Genomic DNA, 13,937 nt, shown 5'->3' with positions numbered 1-13,937 from the left:
CGCCTTCCCCGCGCCGTCGGCGGGTGGTTGTCGTACCCCCCGCGTAGCGTGCTCCACGTCACACGCAGCCGCTGGAGGAAGACATGCACCTGCTCGCGATCGGCACGCGAAAGGGCCTGTGGCTCGCGACCAGCCCCGACCGGGCGTCGTGGGAGGTCCGCGGGCCGCTGCTGCCCATGACCGAGGTGTACGCGGTCGCCATCGACCCGCGTCGGCCCCGCCTGCTCGCCGGGACCACGAGCTCCCACTTCGGCCCCACGGTCATGACCAGCGACGACCTCGGCGAGACCTGGGAGGAGCCGGACCACGCGCCCATCGCGTTCCCGGAGGACACAGCCCTGGAACGGGTGTGGCAGCTGGCCCTCACCGACGACCCCGATGTCGTCTACGCCGGCACCCAGCCGTCCGCGCTGTTCCGCTCGGAGGACGGTGGCCGGACATACTCGCTGGTCCGGGGCCTGTGGGACCACCCGCACCGCAAGGAGTGGGGCGCGGGCTTCGGCGGTCAGGCGATCCACACGATCCTGCCGGACCCGGCCGACCCGAGCCGGCTCACCGTGGCCATGTCGACCGGCGGCGTCTACCGCACAGCCGATGGCGGCGAGTCGTGGGAGGCGAGCAACAAGGGCGTGAAGGCGTACTTCCTCCCCGACCCGTACCCGGAGTTCGGGCAGTGCGTCCACAAGATCGCGCGCCACCCGTCCGCGCCGGACCGCCTGTACCTCCAGAACCACCACGGCGTGTACCGGTCGTCGGACGGCGGCGCCACCTGGGACTCCATCGCCGACGGCCTGCCCTCGGACTTCGGCTTCCCCATCGCCGTCCACCCGCACGACCCGGAGGTGGTCTACAACTTCCCGCTGGTCGCCGATGGCGAGCGGTTCCCGCCGGGCGGGCAGTGCGCGGTCTACCGCTCCCCGGACGGCGGCGAATCCTGGACAGCGCTGCACACCGGCCTGCCGGACGGCTTCTGGACAGCCGTCATGCGGGACGCGATGTGCACGGACACAGCCACACCCGCGGGGATCTACTTCGGCTCCCGCTCGGGCTCGGTCTACGCCAGCCCGGACGAGGGCGAGACGTGGCACCGGGTGGTCGAACACCTGCCCGACGTGGTGTGCGTGCGGGCGGCGGAGGTCTGATGAAGATCACCGTCTTGCTGCCGGGCGTGTTGCGGCCGGCGGCGGCCAACCAGTCCACGCTGGAACTGGACGTCCCGGAGCCGGCCACGTTGGGCGCGGTGCTGGACGAGCTGGCCGGCCGGTACCCCCTGCTGGACCGCCGCCTGCGCGACGAGCGCGCGTCCCTGCGCCGGTACGTGAACTTCTACCTGGACGGCGAGGAGTGCCGCCGCCTCGACGGCCCGGCCACCGTGCTGCGCCCGAACACCGAGATCCAGATCCTGCCTTCGGTGGCCGGCGGCTGAACCGTCAGCCGCCCAACCTCCGGTACAGCGGCCGGAGTTCGTCCGTCACCGACCGCCCGCGAACCGAAAGGGGTCCCAACCGGTCCAACACCGCGCCGGGGTGGTGCGCCACCGGCTCGTCCGGCGCCGGCACCGCCTCCGCCGCGGGCCGCTGCCAGAAGGCGTCCAGCACGGTCTCCAGCGCGGGCAGCCGCTCGTCGACCGCCGTCCCCCCGGCGGGCATCGGCGCGCGCAACTCGCGCAGGCGCTCCAGCAGGTCCTCCCGACCGCGTCCCCGCCAGGCCAGGATCTCGAACGGGTCCGCGTCGAACGACTCCGCCAGCAGGTAGCAGGCCGCCGCCAGGTGCTTGCACGGCACCTCCCAGTCCGGGCAGGTGCAGTCCATCGACATCTCGCGCGGCGACGCCGGGAACAACGCCAACCCCAGCCCCGCGAACAACTCCTCGATCTCCGCCGGCATCTCCCCGGCCAGCAGCTTGGCCGCGAACACCGCCCGGTCGGCCAACGCCCGCTCGATGCGCACCCAGTCCTCGTCGGAGAACTTCCGCACCCCGATCCGCGCCCGGTACGGCTCCGGCCGCGACCCCATCACCAGCGCCACCACCACGCTGGTGGACAGCGACAGCGACATCACCTGCCCGGTCCGCGCGTAGGTCCGCCCGCGCGCGAGCCGCCCGCCCATGCCGAACGACTCCAGGACCTCGATGAACCGCCGCGACCACCACGTCCGGGCGACCTCGCCCCGCTTGCTGCGCAGCGTCAACCCGCCCTCGACCCGGATGGGTCGCGAGTACGGCCGCTCGCCGTGCCAGTCACTCACCGACGGCCTCCCCGGACAACGCGAACAGGTCCCGCAACTCCGCCGTGGACAGCTCGGTCAACCAGTCCTCCCCGGCCCCGACCACCAGCCGCGCCAACCCGCGCTTCTCCTCGATCATCCGGTCGATCCGGTCCTCCACCGTGCCCACGCACACGAACTTGCGCACCTGCACGTGCGACCGCTGCCCGATCCGGAACGCCCGGTCCGTGGCCTGGTCCTCCACCGCCGGGTTCCACCACCGGTCCAGGTGGATCACGTGGTTCGCCGCGGTCAGGTTGAGCCCGGTCCCGCCCGCCTTCAACGACAGCACGAACACCGAAGGCCCGTCGGGTTCCTGGAACCGCCGCACCATCTCGTCGCGCGCCTTGGCGGGCGTCCCGCCGTGCAGGTACAGCACTTCGGTGTCGAACCGCGCGGAGAGGTGTGGCACCACCATCGCGCCGAACTTGGTGAACTGGGTGAAGCACAACGCCTTGTCGCCATCGGCGAGCGCTTCCTCCAGCACCTCCTCCAGCCGCGCCAGCTTCCCCGACCGCCCGGCGACCCTGGACCCGTCGCCCAGCAGCTGCGCGGGGTGGTTGCACACCTGCTTGAGCCGGGACATGGTCGCCAGCACCAGGCCCTTGCGCTTGATCCCCTCGGCCTCGGCGATCCGGGCGAACATGTCGTCCAGGACCGCCTGGTAGAGCGTGGCCTGCTCGGCGGTCAGCGTGCACAGCTGCTTGACCTCGATCTTCTCCGGCAGGTCGTCGATGATCCGGGGGTCGGTCTTGAGCCGGCGCAGCACGAACGGCCTGGTCACCTTGCGCAGCCGGACCGCGGCCTCGTCGTCGTGGTGCCGTTCGATCGGCACGGCGTAGCGGGCGCGGAAGGTGTTGACCGTGCCCAGCAGGCCCGGGTTGACGAAGTCCATGATCGACCACAGCTCGGCGAGCCGGTTCTCCACCGGCGTCCCCGTGAGCGCGACCCGGTGCCGTGCGGGCAGCCCTCGGACCGCCCGGGACTGGCGGGTGGCGCTGTTCTTGACGTTCTGGGCCTCGTCGAGCACCACACGGTCCCACTCGACCTCGGCCAACGCCGCCGCGTCCCGGGTGGCCACGGCGTAGGTCGTGATCACCAGGTCGTGCTTCCCACGCAACGCCGACGCGACCCGGTCGCCGCCGTGGTGCACGTGGACCTTCAGGCCCGGGGTGAACCGCTCCGCCTCGCGCTGCCAGTTGCCGACCACCGACATGGGGCAGATCAGCAACGTCGGCGGCCTCGTCACGTGCTGCCGCGCGTACGCCTCCAGCGCCAGCAACTGGACGGTCTTGCCGAGACCCATGTCGTCGGCCAGGCACGCGCCCAACCCGAGCCGGTCCAGGAACACCAGCCACGACAAGCCGCGCAGCTGGTAGGGCCGCAGCACCGCCGTCAGGCCTTCCGGTGCCTCCACGGTGTCGAGCCGTTGTTCCGCCTCGCCGGACAGCAGATCGCCGAGCCACCCGTCCGCGTGCATGGCGGTAACCGGCAGCGGCAGGTCGGGGTCGTCGCCGGCCGCGATCCGCAGCACCTGCCCCGCGGTCATCCGCCCGCTGCCCAGCACCGCCAGGCCCTCGGCCAGCCGCGCCCGGTCCAGGTGCACCCACTGGCCGCGCACCCGGACCAGCGGCGACTTCGCCTTGGCCAGGGCGGACAGTTCCGCCTGGGTGAGCTTTTCGTCGCCCAGGGCGAGGTCCCAGCGGTAGTCGAGCAGGGCCTTCATGCCCAGTTCGCTCTCCTTGGCCACGACACCGGCCGCGCCCCGGCTGGTCGCGGTCAGCGACAGCCCGATCTGCCGCGGGTGCCGCCACCACGACGGCAGCATGACCCCGAACCCGGCCTCGGCCAGCAGCGACGCCCGGGTCAGGAAGTCGTAGGCGCCGTCCAGGTCGAGGTCCACGGCGGCCGGGTGGCGCTCGGCCAGCGCGCGGTCCAGCGCCGGGAACAGCCGTGAGGCGCGGCCCAGGTCGCCGAGCAGGACTTCCTCGGGCCTGGGCGTCCACCGCCGCAGCACGGCGTCGTGGCGCCAGACGTCCCGCGCCGGCACCAGGACGCTCGGCTCGTCCACGACCTGGAGCAGGAACTCCAGCCGCCACCCCTCCTGGTCCGGTCCGCCCTGGTCGGGGGAGGCGAGCCGGAAGCAGGTCCGCACCAGCTCCGACTCTTCCGCCCGCCACGCCTCGACGGCGTTGACCAGGGCGTCGTCGTGCGGCGCCGACCCGGTGCCGGTGAGCGCCTTCAGCCACCGCCCCACGACACCGCGCCCGTCGACCTCGACGTCCCGCAGCCGGCCGCGGACCTCCTTGTCCACCACCGCGTCCAGCACGGCGTCGAGCGGGTCGTCGACCCCGTCCACCGCGCGGAACGCGGGCGGCATGGCGTCCCGCAACCGGGTCAGCCGCAGCCGTTCGGGCGCCGCCCGCCAGCGCGCGTCGCCACCGGGCACGACCCGGCCCCGCGCCACCAGGTCCCGGGCGAACGCGACCACCTCGGCCAGGTAGCGGGCCGACGCGCCGAGCCGGGCCTCGGGCAGCGCGTCGGGCACGTCGTCCACCCACACCACCGGCACCACCCAGGACCGCAGCCGCACCGCGCCCCGCCGCACCGGCGGCTTGGCCAGCGGGTCGCGCACCAGTTCCGGCGACTCGGCAGGGCCGGAGGCGTAGGAGGGGAGGCGGACCACCAGTTCGCCGTGCTTGCCGTCCACCAGGGCCGCGAGGTCCGCGCCGTCCACCGCGAACGGGTGCGGCACGGGCGACTTGGGCAGCCGCGAGCCGACCTTCACCGGGAGGCGGGCGTCCTCGGCCCAGACGGCCGTCCGCCCGTCGGGCGCGCACAGCCCGTGGAGCACCAACACGCTCCCGACTCTATGCGGTCCCCGACCAGCGCATTCGCCGGGACTGTCGGTGCTCGTCCGTACCCTCTGGGTCATGACGATCACCGCTATGGACGTGCGCAAGACCTTCAACGTCACGCAGGACACGAGGTACCGCTTCAATGGCTGGTTCCGCGACCGGACACCGCTGGTGGAGCGGGTGATGTCCCACGCCGCCACGGCGGTCCTGCGGGTCACGCCCGACGACGTCCGCTCGGCCTGTGCGAGCCTCCCGAGCGCCGACCGGCCCCCCGACGTGCCGGAGATCCGGCAGTGGCGGCCGGAGTTCCCGTTCACGCAGGTGGCGCACCACGTGGTGGAGCGGCTGGGCCGATTACCGGTCTGGGACGAGTTCCGGGAGTTCTGCGAGTCCGACGAGCCGACCAGGGCGATGCTGTGGACTCCGGCGGCGGAGGCGATCGCCTCGACCACCGACCGTGCGCTGGCGCGGGACGCCATGCGCCACAAGGTGGTCGGGGAGTTCGCGGACTTCCTGCGCTACCTGTCCGTGATCGCACACCTGCGTCAGTCGGACTTGGACGTGCGCGTGCACCCGTTGGCCGACTTGGTCTTCGACGTGGACGCCTGGGCGGAGCGCCTGATCCTCAACCCCCGCGGCGGCGCGCACCGCTCGGCCCGCCTCCTGATCCAGGCCATGCCGCCGTTCTTCTTCCACGACCTGGCGATCGCCGACCACGAACAGGTCGGCTGCGTCACCCTGCCCTCCCGCCACGACCTCGACCGAGCCGCGAGGAGTCTCCGCCGGATCCTGTACCCGGATGGTCCATGATTGACCGCGTGCCGAACCTCCCGACCACGGCCGACACCAGCCAGAGGATGAGCAGGCAGCGCTCCCGCGACACGGGGATCGAGGTGGCGCTGCGCAAGGAACTGCACCGCCTGGGCCTGCGCTACCGCGTGCACCAGCGCCCGATCAAGGCCGTGCGCCGGGAGGCGGACGTCGTCTTCGGCCCGGCGAAGGTCGCGGTGTTCGTGGACGGCTGCTTCTGGCACGGCTGCCCGGACCACGGCACGTGGCCCAAGCGCAACAGCGACTTCTGGCGCACCAAGATCGAGACCAACCAGGCCCGCGACGCCAACACCGACCACCTCCTGGCCGAAGCGGGCTGGCTAGCGGTACGCGTCTGGGAACACGAAGACCCCACCACCGCCGCCACCCGCATCCACACCGCCGTCGACACCCGCCGCCCCAAACGCCCCTGACCCCACCACGCCCAGCAATGTCGTACCCCGCTGGGACAATGGACATCGGGGGCCGGAGGCCGGCACCTTCGCCCGGAGGCCCGCACGGCCGCCCGGAGGCATGCGCCGCCGCCCGGAGGCAAGCACCTTCGGCCGGAGGCACGCACCGCCGCCCGGGAGGCCCGCACCGCCGCCCGGAGGCCCGCACCGCCGCCCGGAGGCCCGCACCGCCAGCCGGAGGCACGCGCCGCCGGCCGGTGGCGAGGACTACCAGCCGGAGGCCCGCACCGCCGGCCAGCCAGGCCGGCGTGTCGATGTCGCCGCGCCCACCAGGCCGGCTAGCCTGGCCACCGTGCTGTCCATGATCGACCTCTTCGCCGGCTGCGGCGGCATGACCTCCGGCTTCGCCGCGGCGGGCGGCTACCACCCGGTCATGGCGGTCGAGTGGGACCTGCACGCCGCCGCCACCTACGCGGCCAACTTCGGCGAGGACCACATGACCTGGTCCGACATCGCCGCCATCCCCAACCGCGCCATCCCCAAAGTGGACATCATCGTCGGCGGACCCCCGTGCCAGGGCTTCTCCAACCTCGGCAGCAAGGACGTCGACGACCCGCGCAACTCCCTGTGGCGCGAGTACCTGCGCTTCGTCCGCAAGGCCAAGCCCAAGGTCTTCGTCATCGAGAACGTCGACCGCTTCCTGACCTCCACCGAGTTCGCCCTCCTCCAAGCCGAGACCAAGGGCTACGAACTCAGCGCCGGCCTGCTCGTCGCCGCCGACTTCGGCGTGCCCCAACGCCGCCGCCGCGCCATCGTCATCGGCTCCCGCGTCGGCCGCATCCCGCTGCCCACCCCGACGCACCCGAAACCCCGCTGGCACACCGTCCGCGACGTCCTCACCGGCCTCCCGAACCGCCCCCGCACCACCGCGCTGCCGAACTCCCGCGTCGAGTTCTTCGGCGTCGAGCTGCCCGGCCGGCACAAGAGCCCGGACCTGCACATCGGCCGCAACCCGACCCCGCTGTCGGTCGAGCGCTACCGCCACATCCCGCCCGGCGGCGGCCGGTTCGACCTGCCCGACCACCTCCTGCCGCGCTGCTGGCGGGAGAAGAAGACCGGCACCACCGACGTCATGGGCCGGATGCGCTGGGACGAACCGTCCCTCACCATCCGCACCGAGTTCTACAAGCCCGAGAAGGGCCGCTACCTGCACCCCCAGCACGACCGCCCGATCACCCACCTGGAAGCCGCGCGCATCCAGTCCTTCCCGGACGACTTCGAGTGGTGCGGCACGAAGATCGAGGTGGCCCGCCAGATCGGCAACGCCGTCCCGCCGACCCTCGCCCGCGCCATCGCCAACCACCTCAAACCGCACCTGACCGGCGCCGCGGAAAAAACTTCCGACTGCCCCCTCTGCTGACACGCCTGGGTTTGTCGTACCCCCGTCGTACGTTGCCGAGCATGACGACGACCACGTACGAAACCCAGACCCGCATCGGCACCACCAACTACCGCCTGCGCGCGGCAGCCGACCCGGACCTGTTCCTGGAGTTGGCCGGCACCGACACGACCGGCGCGATGGTGGCCCAGGGCTCCCTCAGACTGCCCCTGGACGCCGGTGCCACGGTAGGCAAGCTCCTGGCCCAAGTCTTGGACGCCCTGGGCAGGCTAGGCGCACCGCCACCCCGTTCCCCACGCTCCCGCCCCGCCAACGCCAACCAACCCTGGACCGACGACCTGGACGCCCACCTCCGCGCCACTTGGCTCGACGCCACCCCCGACACCACGACCACCGACCTGATCCGAACCCTGGCCCGAACCCACGAACGCTCCGCCACCTCCATCCGCGCCCGCTTGGCGAGGATCGGCTGCGACCCGGACATCCCAGGCCGGTCCCTGTCCCCGGAGGCGGCGGCGGTCCTGGGAGTTCAGGGTCGGCATCAGGGCGTTCTCAGGGGAGAACCCGATTCGCCGGGGGAGGGAGTCGAGTGATGCTCGTGGTGACCGCGCACCATCGAGGAGGGGACCTCACGTGGAGATCACCGGCATCATCTCGGCCATCTTCATCGGCATCGCGATCGGCGGCCTGGGCCGCCTGGTCGTCCCGGGCAGGCAGCACATCTCCCTGCTGATGACGATGGTGGTGGGCATAGCGGCGGCTCTGGTGGGCACGTTCGCGGCGTCGATCATCGGCGTGGCCAACACGGACGGCATCGACTGGATCGAACTGGCCCTCCAGGTCGGCCTGGCCGGCGCAGGCGTAACAGCCCTCTCCAAGCGCTCCAAGGTCCGCCACTAACACCCCCTGAGGCCCCCACCGCGCTGGGCCGACCCACGTCGGCCCAGCGCACCCCACCACGCACAAACGCCGCCGACCTCACGCAGGTCGACCTCACGCCGCCGGCCTTACGCCAGCCGGCCTCACGCCGCCGACGTCACACCGGCTGGCCTCACGCCAACCGACGTCACACCAATTGGCCTCAGGAACGCCGGACGTCCAGGTCGGCGCGGTTCGCTGCTGCGCGGCCGGCCTGCCAGCCGGCCTCACTCCGAACGGGGGTGGACTTCGACACCGTGCTCGTGAACAAGGTGGTAAAAAGCTGGTCCACCGCCCGCTTCCGCTCCGCCAGCACGGGCAGCAGTCGGTCGTCGTCGGCCGGTGGTTCGTTCGCTGCCTTCAAGCGCTCGCCCACCCGGTGCGCGTAAGACAGCAAGAACGACTTCCGGTACGCCAACGACCGCGACTCGTCGCCCTTGCGCGCGCCATCGCCCGCCGCCACCATCGCGCGGGTCGCCTGGACCAGCAGGGACGCGGACAGGAGTTCCACGATCTCCAGGTCCAGTTCCTCGCCCACCAGCGCCACGAACCCCAGGTCATATACGACCGCTCGGCACCGGTTCGCCTCCGCCACCACGTGCACGATCTGCGCCTTGCCGTCGAAGTACCGCTTGTCCAGCCACACCCGCCTCGAGGCGGTGGTCGCGGCTTCGGTCGGCATCCGTTCCAGGGCGTGCCGCGTCACCAACTCCTGCGCCTTCGCCGACAACGCCTCCGCCTCCTCGGGGAACGCCGTCGACTCGGCCTTCGCCAACAACCCCCGCACCCGCTTGAGCACCTTCGGGTCCACGTGGTGGTGCGTGACGTCGGCCAGCGGCGTCCCGGGCGGCGGCACGATCCGGGGCACCGCCGGCAGCGGCATCAAAGCCGCAAGAGCCGCGACGACCACCGCCACGGCTTCGTCCAACACCTCGATGTGCCGAGCTGCCCACTGCGTCAGGTAAGGCTCAGACGGGTCCCACCACACGACCGCCCCAACATCACCAATCTGCTCCACCCACTCCGGGTGCAGCGACCGATACCCGGCCAGCGTCCGCACCACCGCGTCCACCACGATCGACTCGGCCCGCGGCTCCGCCTCCCGCCGCACGACCTCCACGACGTCGACCGGCAGCCACCCGTGCTCCCACAACCCGACCAGCACGCGGTCCAGGACGTCACGCGCCGCACCGTCCACATCGGCCGCGGGCACACCGCCGGTGCGCGGCAGCGGGGCACGCCGATGGGTCGCCGCCCGGAGGATCGCGTCGCGCAGGGTGTCCACGATCGGTGATTGTCCTCCCGCCGCGCGGTGTCGCTGCGCCCGGTGCGGCTGCGGACGTGCCAGCCTCGCGCGGTGAGCCGGAAGACGCGCACCCGCCCCCGGCGGCCGATCATGGTCGTCCACCGTCCACAGGGGACGCCACTGACCCTGGCCCAACGCCGCTTCCTGGACCGCTGCCGACCCTTGCTCCAACTAGCCGACCCACTCGACGCCGAACTGACGGTCAGCACCGCCGTGTCCGACATCACCGCCGACGAGGAGTTCTGGGCCGGCGTCATCGACCACGCCACCACCCGCCCCACCCGCCGCAACGACCGCCTGCTGCGCGTACTGGCCGCCATGCTCACCGGCCGCCCCCAAGAATGGGCCGCCAACGCAGTCCCCGCCGCACAACCGGCTCTGTCCACCGGCGACTCCTGGATCTGCGACCGCTCACTCGACGCCGGCTACCTGGCCCTCCTCTGCACGTACCGCTTCACCGAAGAGCACGCGATGGTCTTCCTGATCGACGAACTGACCGGCGGCGTAGTCCGAAAAGCCTTCGTAACCCGAAACATCACCACGGCCCACGCCAAACTCTCCGAACAAGGCCCCCTGCACCGCATCAACCCGGAAGCCGCCCACTGGCTCCTGGCCAGGTCCTTCCACCGCCTGGACCGCAACCCCACCCTGACCGTCGACGAGGAAGTCCACCGCACTCGCCTGCTCTCGGGCCGCCGCATCGCCCTGGCCTTCGGCTGAAGGAAGCCACTGGAAATTGTGACCTCAGCCACGAAGAAGACATAAACCCGCAAAAGCAAAAAGCCGGGCCGCGTAATGCGACCCGGCTTTCGGGAAGTGCGCCGCCAGGGACTCGAACCCCGAACCCGCTGATTAAGAGTCAGCTGCTCTGCCAGTTGAGCTAGCGGCGCTGGAGGGGCTTGGCCCTTCCGACGGGAGAAACATTAGCACAGCGTCCTACGCGGTTCCCAATCGCCTGGTCAGGGGCGGTGTGCGTGCCCTCGGTCCAAGGGGAACTTCGCGGGGGTAACGATCCGGCATCTCGGGCAACAACGTCAACCCTCCAAGCGTCACCTTGTGTGGGGACACCCGATGGGGTGTGTCGTGAGGGGAAGAGAGGCAACGGGGATGTCGGTGCGCCGGGGGACGCTGAGAGCGTTGGCGATGGGGCTGGTCGCCTTGGTCGCGGTCGGGTGTACGGCCAGTGGGGCTGCCGAGAGTCCTTCGACCGGGTCCAGTACCGCCACTACGACCACAACGCCGCCGAAGCCCGTGTCCCTGAGCACCGGGCCTGTGGACCAGGCCGTCGACGTGGCGCCCGGGTTGCCGGTTGTCGCCACCGCCACTGACGGGAAGCTCACCCAGGTCGCCCTGACCAACCCCGAGGGCAAGGCGGTCGCCGGGCAGCTCTCGCCGGACGGTCTCCAGTGGGTCAACACCGAGCCCCTCGGGTACGGCAAGAGCTACACGCTCGCCGTGACCGGCCAGGGTGCGGACGGCAAGACCGCCACCAAGACCTCCACCTTCACCACCGTCAAGCCGCGCACGCTGACCTTCCTGTCGATCTACCCCCTCGACGGCTGGACCGTCGGCGTCGGCCAGCCCCTCTCGTTCTCCTTCGACGAGCCGATCGCGGACAAGGTCGCGGCCGAGGCGATGATCGGCATCACCACCGAGCCCAAGGTGGACGGCGCGTTCTACTGGTTCGACGAGAAGACCGTGCACTGGCGCCCGCAGCACTACTGGGCACCCGGCACCAAGATCACCGTCAACGCCAAGGTCTACGGCAAGCACCTCGGCAACGGCGTCTACGGCGAAGAGGACCGCGCGGCCACGGTCACCATCGGCGACTCGATCGTCCACGAGGCCGACGGCGGCACCCACCAGGTCGTCACCAAGATCAACGGCCAGGTCGCGCGCACCATGCCCACCTCGATGGGCAACGCCGAGAACGCCACCCCCACGGGCACCTACGTGCTCATGGAGAAGCACGCCGACATCGTCATGGACTCCCGCACCTACGGCCTGGCCCTGGACGCGGGCGGCTACGTCACCGACGTGAAGTGGGCGACCCGCATGTCCCACAGCGGCATCTTCTTCCACAGCGCCCCCTGGTCCATCGCCGACCAGGGCAACCGCAACGTCAGCCACGGCTGCCTCAACCTGTCGCCGGACAACGCGCGCTGGGTCTACGACATCTCCCAGCCCGGTGACATCGTGATCGTCACCAACTCGGGCGGACCGGCGCTGGAGCCCACCGACGGCTTCGGCGACTGGCAGATCCCGTGGGAGCAGTGGGTCACCGGCGGGAACCGCTAAGACCGCTAAAAGCGCACCTCAGAGGTCTTTCACACGACCCGCCGCCACTTCCAGGCGGCGGGTCGTGCGCACTGCGTCCAACATGCGCCGGTCGTGGGTGACCAAGAGCAGGGTGCCGGTGTAGGTGTCCAGGGCCTGTTCCAGCTGCTCGATCGCGGCCAGGTCGAGGTGGTTCGTCGGCTCGTCCAGCACCAGCAGGTTCACGCCCCGGCCCTGGAGCAGCGCCAGCGCCGCACGGGTGCGCTCGCCGGGCGACAGGGACGCAGCCGGCCGCAGCACGTGCGCCGCCTTGAGCCCGAACTTCGCCAACAGCGTGCGGACGTCGGCCGGGGCCATGTCCGGCACCGCCGCCCCGAACGCGTCCACCAGGGCCTCGTCGCCCAGGAACAACCCCCGCGCCTGGTCGATCTCGCCGACCACCACGCCCGGCCCGAGAGACGACGTGCCCTCCGCGAGCTCGACGCGGCCCAGCAGGGCGGCCAGCAGCGTGGACTTGCCGGCCCCGTTGGCGCCGGTGATGGCCACCCGGTCCGCCCAGTCGATCTGGAGGTCCACCGGGCCGAGGGTGAAGTCGCCGCGCGCCACCACGGCCCCGCGCAGCACCGCGACCACGGCACCGGCTCGCGGGGCGGCGGCGATCTCCATCCGCAGCTCCCACTCCTTGCGCGGCTCCTCCACGACGTCCAGGCGCTCGATGAGCCGTTCGGTCTGCCGGGCCTTGGACGCCTGCTTCTCGGTCGCCTCGGTGCGGAACTTGCGGCCGGCCTTGTCGTTGTCACCGGCCTTGCGCCGCGCGTTCTTGACGCCCTTCTCCATCCATGCCCGCTGCGCCCGCGCCCGCTCCTCCAGGGACTGGCGGGTGGAGGCGTACTCCTCGTAGTCCTCGCGGGCGTGCCGGCGGGCGATCTCGCGCTCCTCCAGGTACGCCTCGTAGCCGCCGCCGTAGGTGCGGACCTGCTGCTGCGCGAGGTCCAGTTCGACCACCCGGGTCACCGTGCGGGCCAGGAACTCGCGGTCGTGGGACACCACCACGGTCCCCGCGCGCAGGCCCGTGACGAACGCCTCCAGCCGGGCCAGGCCGTCGAGGTCCAGGTCGTTGGTCGGCTCGTCGAGCAGGAAGACGTCGTACCGGCTCAGCAGCAGCGACGCCATGCCCGCGCGGGCCGCCTGGCCGCCGGACAGCGACGTCATGGGCTGGTCGAGGCTCATGGTGAACCCGAGGTCCGCGGCGACCTCCTCGGCCCGTTCCGGCAGGTCCGCGCCGCCCAGCGCGAGCCACCGCTCCAGCGCCTCGGAGTACCCCTCGTCGACGCCCTCGGACAGCGCCTCCGTCGCCCGGTCCAGCTCGGCCTGCGCGGCGGTGACGCCGGTGCGGCGGGCCAGGAAGTCGCGGACCGTCTCGCCGGGCCGGCGCTCGGGCTCCTGCGGCAGGTGACCGACCGTCGCGCTGGTGGGGGAGAGGCGGATCACACCTTCTTCGGCCGGCAGCAGGCCCGCGAGCGTGCGCAGGAGGGTCGACTTGCCGGCCCCGTTCACCCCGACCAGGCCGACGACGTCGCCGGGCGCGACGACCAGGTCCAGGTCGGAGAACAGCACGCGGTCACCGTGACCCGCGGCGAGACCTTTCGCGACGAGAGTGGCGCTCACTGGGACTGAACTCCTCGAATGAGA

General features: G+C 71.6%; 13 protein-coding genes and 1 tRNA gene. 9 read left to right on the top strand and 5 right to left on the bottom strand.

Annotated elements, in window-relative coordinates:
* Positions 1-83: 83 nt before the first annotated feature.
* Complete coding sequence (locus tag WBN91_RS24220) at positions 84-1,142, top strand: WD40/YVTN/BNR-like repeat-containing protein (RefSeq protein ID WP_337726530.1); 1,059 nt, start codon at positions 84-86, stop codon at positions 1,140-1,142.
* On the top strand, positions 1,142-1,426 hold the full coding sequence (locus WBN91_RS24215) for a MoaD/ThiS family protein (RefSeq protein ID WP_337726529.1): 285 nt from the start codon (positions 1,142-1,144) through the stop codon (positions 1,424-1,426). Before WBN91_RS24220 ends, WBN91_RS24215 begins: the two co-directional genes overlap by 1 nt.
* Positions 1,427-1,430: 4 nt before the next feature.
* On the opposite strand, the gene WBN91_RS24210 is transcribed toward WBN91_RS24215, so the two are convergent.
* Together WBN91_RS24210 and WBN91_RS24205 are read right to left on the bottom strand one after the other, a co-directional pair.
* Positions 1,431-2,246 (bottom strand): SWIM zinc finger family protein, encoded by an 816-nt coding sequence (locus tag WBN91_RS24210; RefSeq protein ID WP_337726528.1) that lies wholly within the window; start codon positions 2,244-2,246, stop codon positions 1,431-1,433.
* Positions 2,239-5,199, bottom strand: coding sequence for a DEAD/DEAH box helicase (locus tag WBN91_RS24205; protein WP_443217788.1), 2,961 nt, complete (start codon positions 5,197-5,199; stop codon positions 2,239-2,241). The genes WBN91_RS24210 and WBN91_RS24205 overlap by 8 nt, the downstream gene beginning before the upstream one ends.
* On the opposite strand from WBN91_RS24205, the gene WBN91_RS24200 reads away from it, so the two are divergent.
* The 5 genes from WBN91_RS24200 to WBN91_RS24180 all read left to right on the top strand — a co-directional run bounded on the left by WBN91_RS24200 (position 5,198) and on the right by WBN91_RS24180 (position 8,644).
* Positions 5,198-5,932, top strand: coding sequence for a hypothetical protein (locus WBN91_RS24200; protein WP_337726526.1), 735 nt, complete (start codon positions 5,198-5,200; stop codon positions 5,930-5,932). The two genes, WBN91_RS24205 and WBN91_RS24200, sit on opposite strands and share 2 nt — an antisense overlap.
* A 47-nt stretch (positions 5,933-5,979) precedes the next feature.
* Complete coding sequence (locus WBN91_RS24195) at positions 5,980-6,366, top strand: very short patch repair endonuclease (RefSeq protein WP_337726547.1); 387 nt, start codon at positions 5,980-5,982, stop codon at positions 6,364-6,366.
* A gap of 340 nt (positions 6,367-6,706) precedes the next feature.
* Positions 6,707-7,765, top strand: coding sequence for a DNA cytosine methyltransferase (locus WBN91_RS24190; protein ID WP_337726525.1), 1,059 nt, complete (start codon positions 6,707-6,709; stop codon positions 7,763-7,765).
* Between the two features lie 41 nt (positions 7,766-7,806).
* On the top strand, positions 7,807-8,337 hold the full coding sequence (locus tag WBN91_RS24185) for a hypothetical protein (protein ID WP_337726524.1): 531 nt from the start codon (positions 7,807-7,809) through the stop codon (positions 8,335-8,337).
* Positions 8,338-8,377: 40 nt separating this feature from the next.
* Complete coding sequence (locus WBN91_RS24180; RefSeq protein WP_337726523.1) at positions 8,378-8,644, top strand: GlsB/YeaQ/YmgE family stress response membrane protein; 267 nt, start codon at positions 8,378-8,380, stop codon at positions 8,642-8,644.
* 181 nt (positions 8,645-8,825) lie between these two features.
* Here the strand turns inward: WBN91_RS24180 and WBN91_RS24175 are convergent, their stop codons facing one another.
* Positions 8,826-9,947, bottom strand: a complete 1,122-nt coding sequence (locus WBN91_RS24175; RefSeq protein WP_337726522.1) for a DUF2786 domain-containing protein — start codon at positions 9,945-9,947, stop codon at positions 8,826-8,828.
* Positions 9,948-10,019: 72 nt separating this feature from the next.
* Here WBN91_RS24175 and WBN91_RS24170 point away from each other — a divergent pair, with 72 nt between their 5' ends.
* A complete protein-coding gene (locus tag WBN91_RS24170; RefSeq protein WP_337726521.1) occupies positions 10,020-10,688 on the top strand; it encodes a hypothetical protein in 669 nt (222 codons plus the stop codon).
* A 97-nt stretch (positions 10,689-10,785) separates the two neighbouring features.
* On the opposite strand, the gene WBN91_RS24165 is transcribed toward WBN91_RS24170, so the two are convergent.
* A tRNA-Lys gene (locus tag WBN91_RS24165) sits at positions 10,786-10,858 on the bottom strand.
* 361 nt (positions 10,859-11,219) lie between these two features.
* Between WBN91_RS24165 and WBN91_RS24160 the strand changes: the two genes are divergently transcribed.
* On the top strand, positions 11,220-12,266 hold the full coding sequence (locus WBN91_RS24160) for a L,D-transpeptidase (protein ID WP_337726520.1): 1,047 nt from the start codon (positions 11,220-11,222) through the stop codon (positions 12,264-12,266).
* 18 nt (positions 12,267-12,284) lie between these two features.
* On the opposite strand, the gene WBN91_RS24155 is transcribed toward WBN91_RS24160, so the two are convergent.
* On the bottom strand, positions 12,285-13,913 hold the full coding sequence (locus WBN91_RS24155; RefSeq protein WP_337726519.1) for an ABC-F family ATP-binding cassette domain-containing protein: 1,629 nt from the start codon (positions 13,911-13,913) through the stop codon (positions 12,285-12,287).
* Positions 13,914-13,937: the final 24 nt, after the last annotated feature.

The organism is Saccharothrix sp. CCNWYY140 (assembly GCF_037401995.1).
Classification (GTDB): Bacteria; Actinomycetota; Actinomycetes; order Mycobacteriales; family Pseudonocardiaceae; genus Actinosynnema.
This window is presented reverse-complemented; position numbering and strand designations above follow the sequence as displayed.

Coding starts and splice junctions, on each gene's coding strand:
- WBN91_RS24195 (WP_337726547.1), top strand. CDS start 5,980: ATGAGCAGGCAGCGCTCCCGCGACACGGGGATCGAGGTGGCGCTGCGC.
- WBN91_RS24200 (WP_337726526.1), top strand. CDS start 5,198: ATGACGATCACCGCTATGGACGTGCGCAAGACCTTCAACGTCACGCAG.
- WBN91_RS24205 (WP_443217788.1), bottom strand. CDS start 5,199: ATGACCCAGAGGGTACGGACGAGCACCGACAGTCCCGGCGAATGCGCT.
- WBN91_RS24185 (WP_337726524.1), top strand. CDS start 7,807: ATGACGACGACCACGTACGAAACCCAGACCCGCATCGGCACCACCAAC.
- WBN91_RS24190 (WP_337726525.1), top strand. CDS start 6,707: ATGATCGACCTCTTCGCCGGCTGCGGCGGCATGACCTCCGGCTTCGCC.
- WBN91_RS24215 (WP_337726529.1), top strand. CDS start 1,142: ATGAAGATCACCGTCTTGCTGCCGGGCGTGTTGCGGCCGGCGGCGGCC.
- WBN91_RS24220 (WP_337726530.1), top strand. CDS start 84: ATGCACCTGCTCGCGATCGGCACGCGAAAGGGCCTGTGGCTCGCGACC.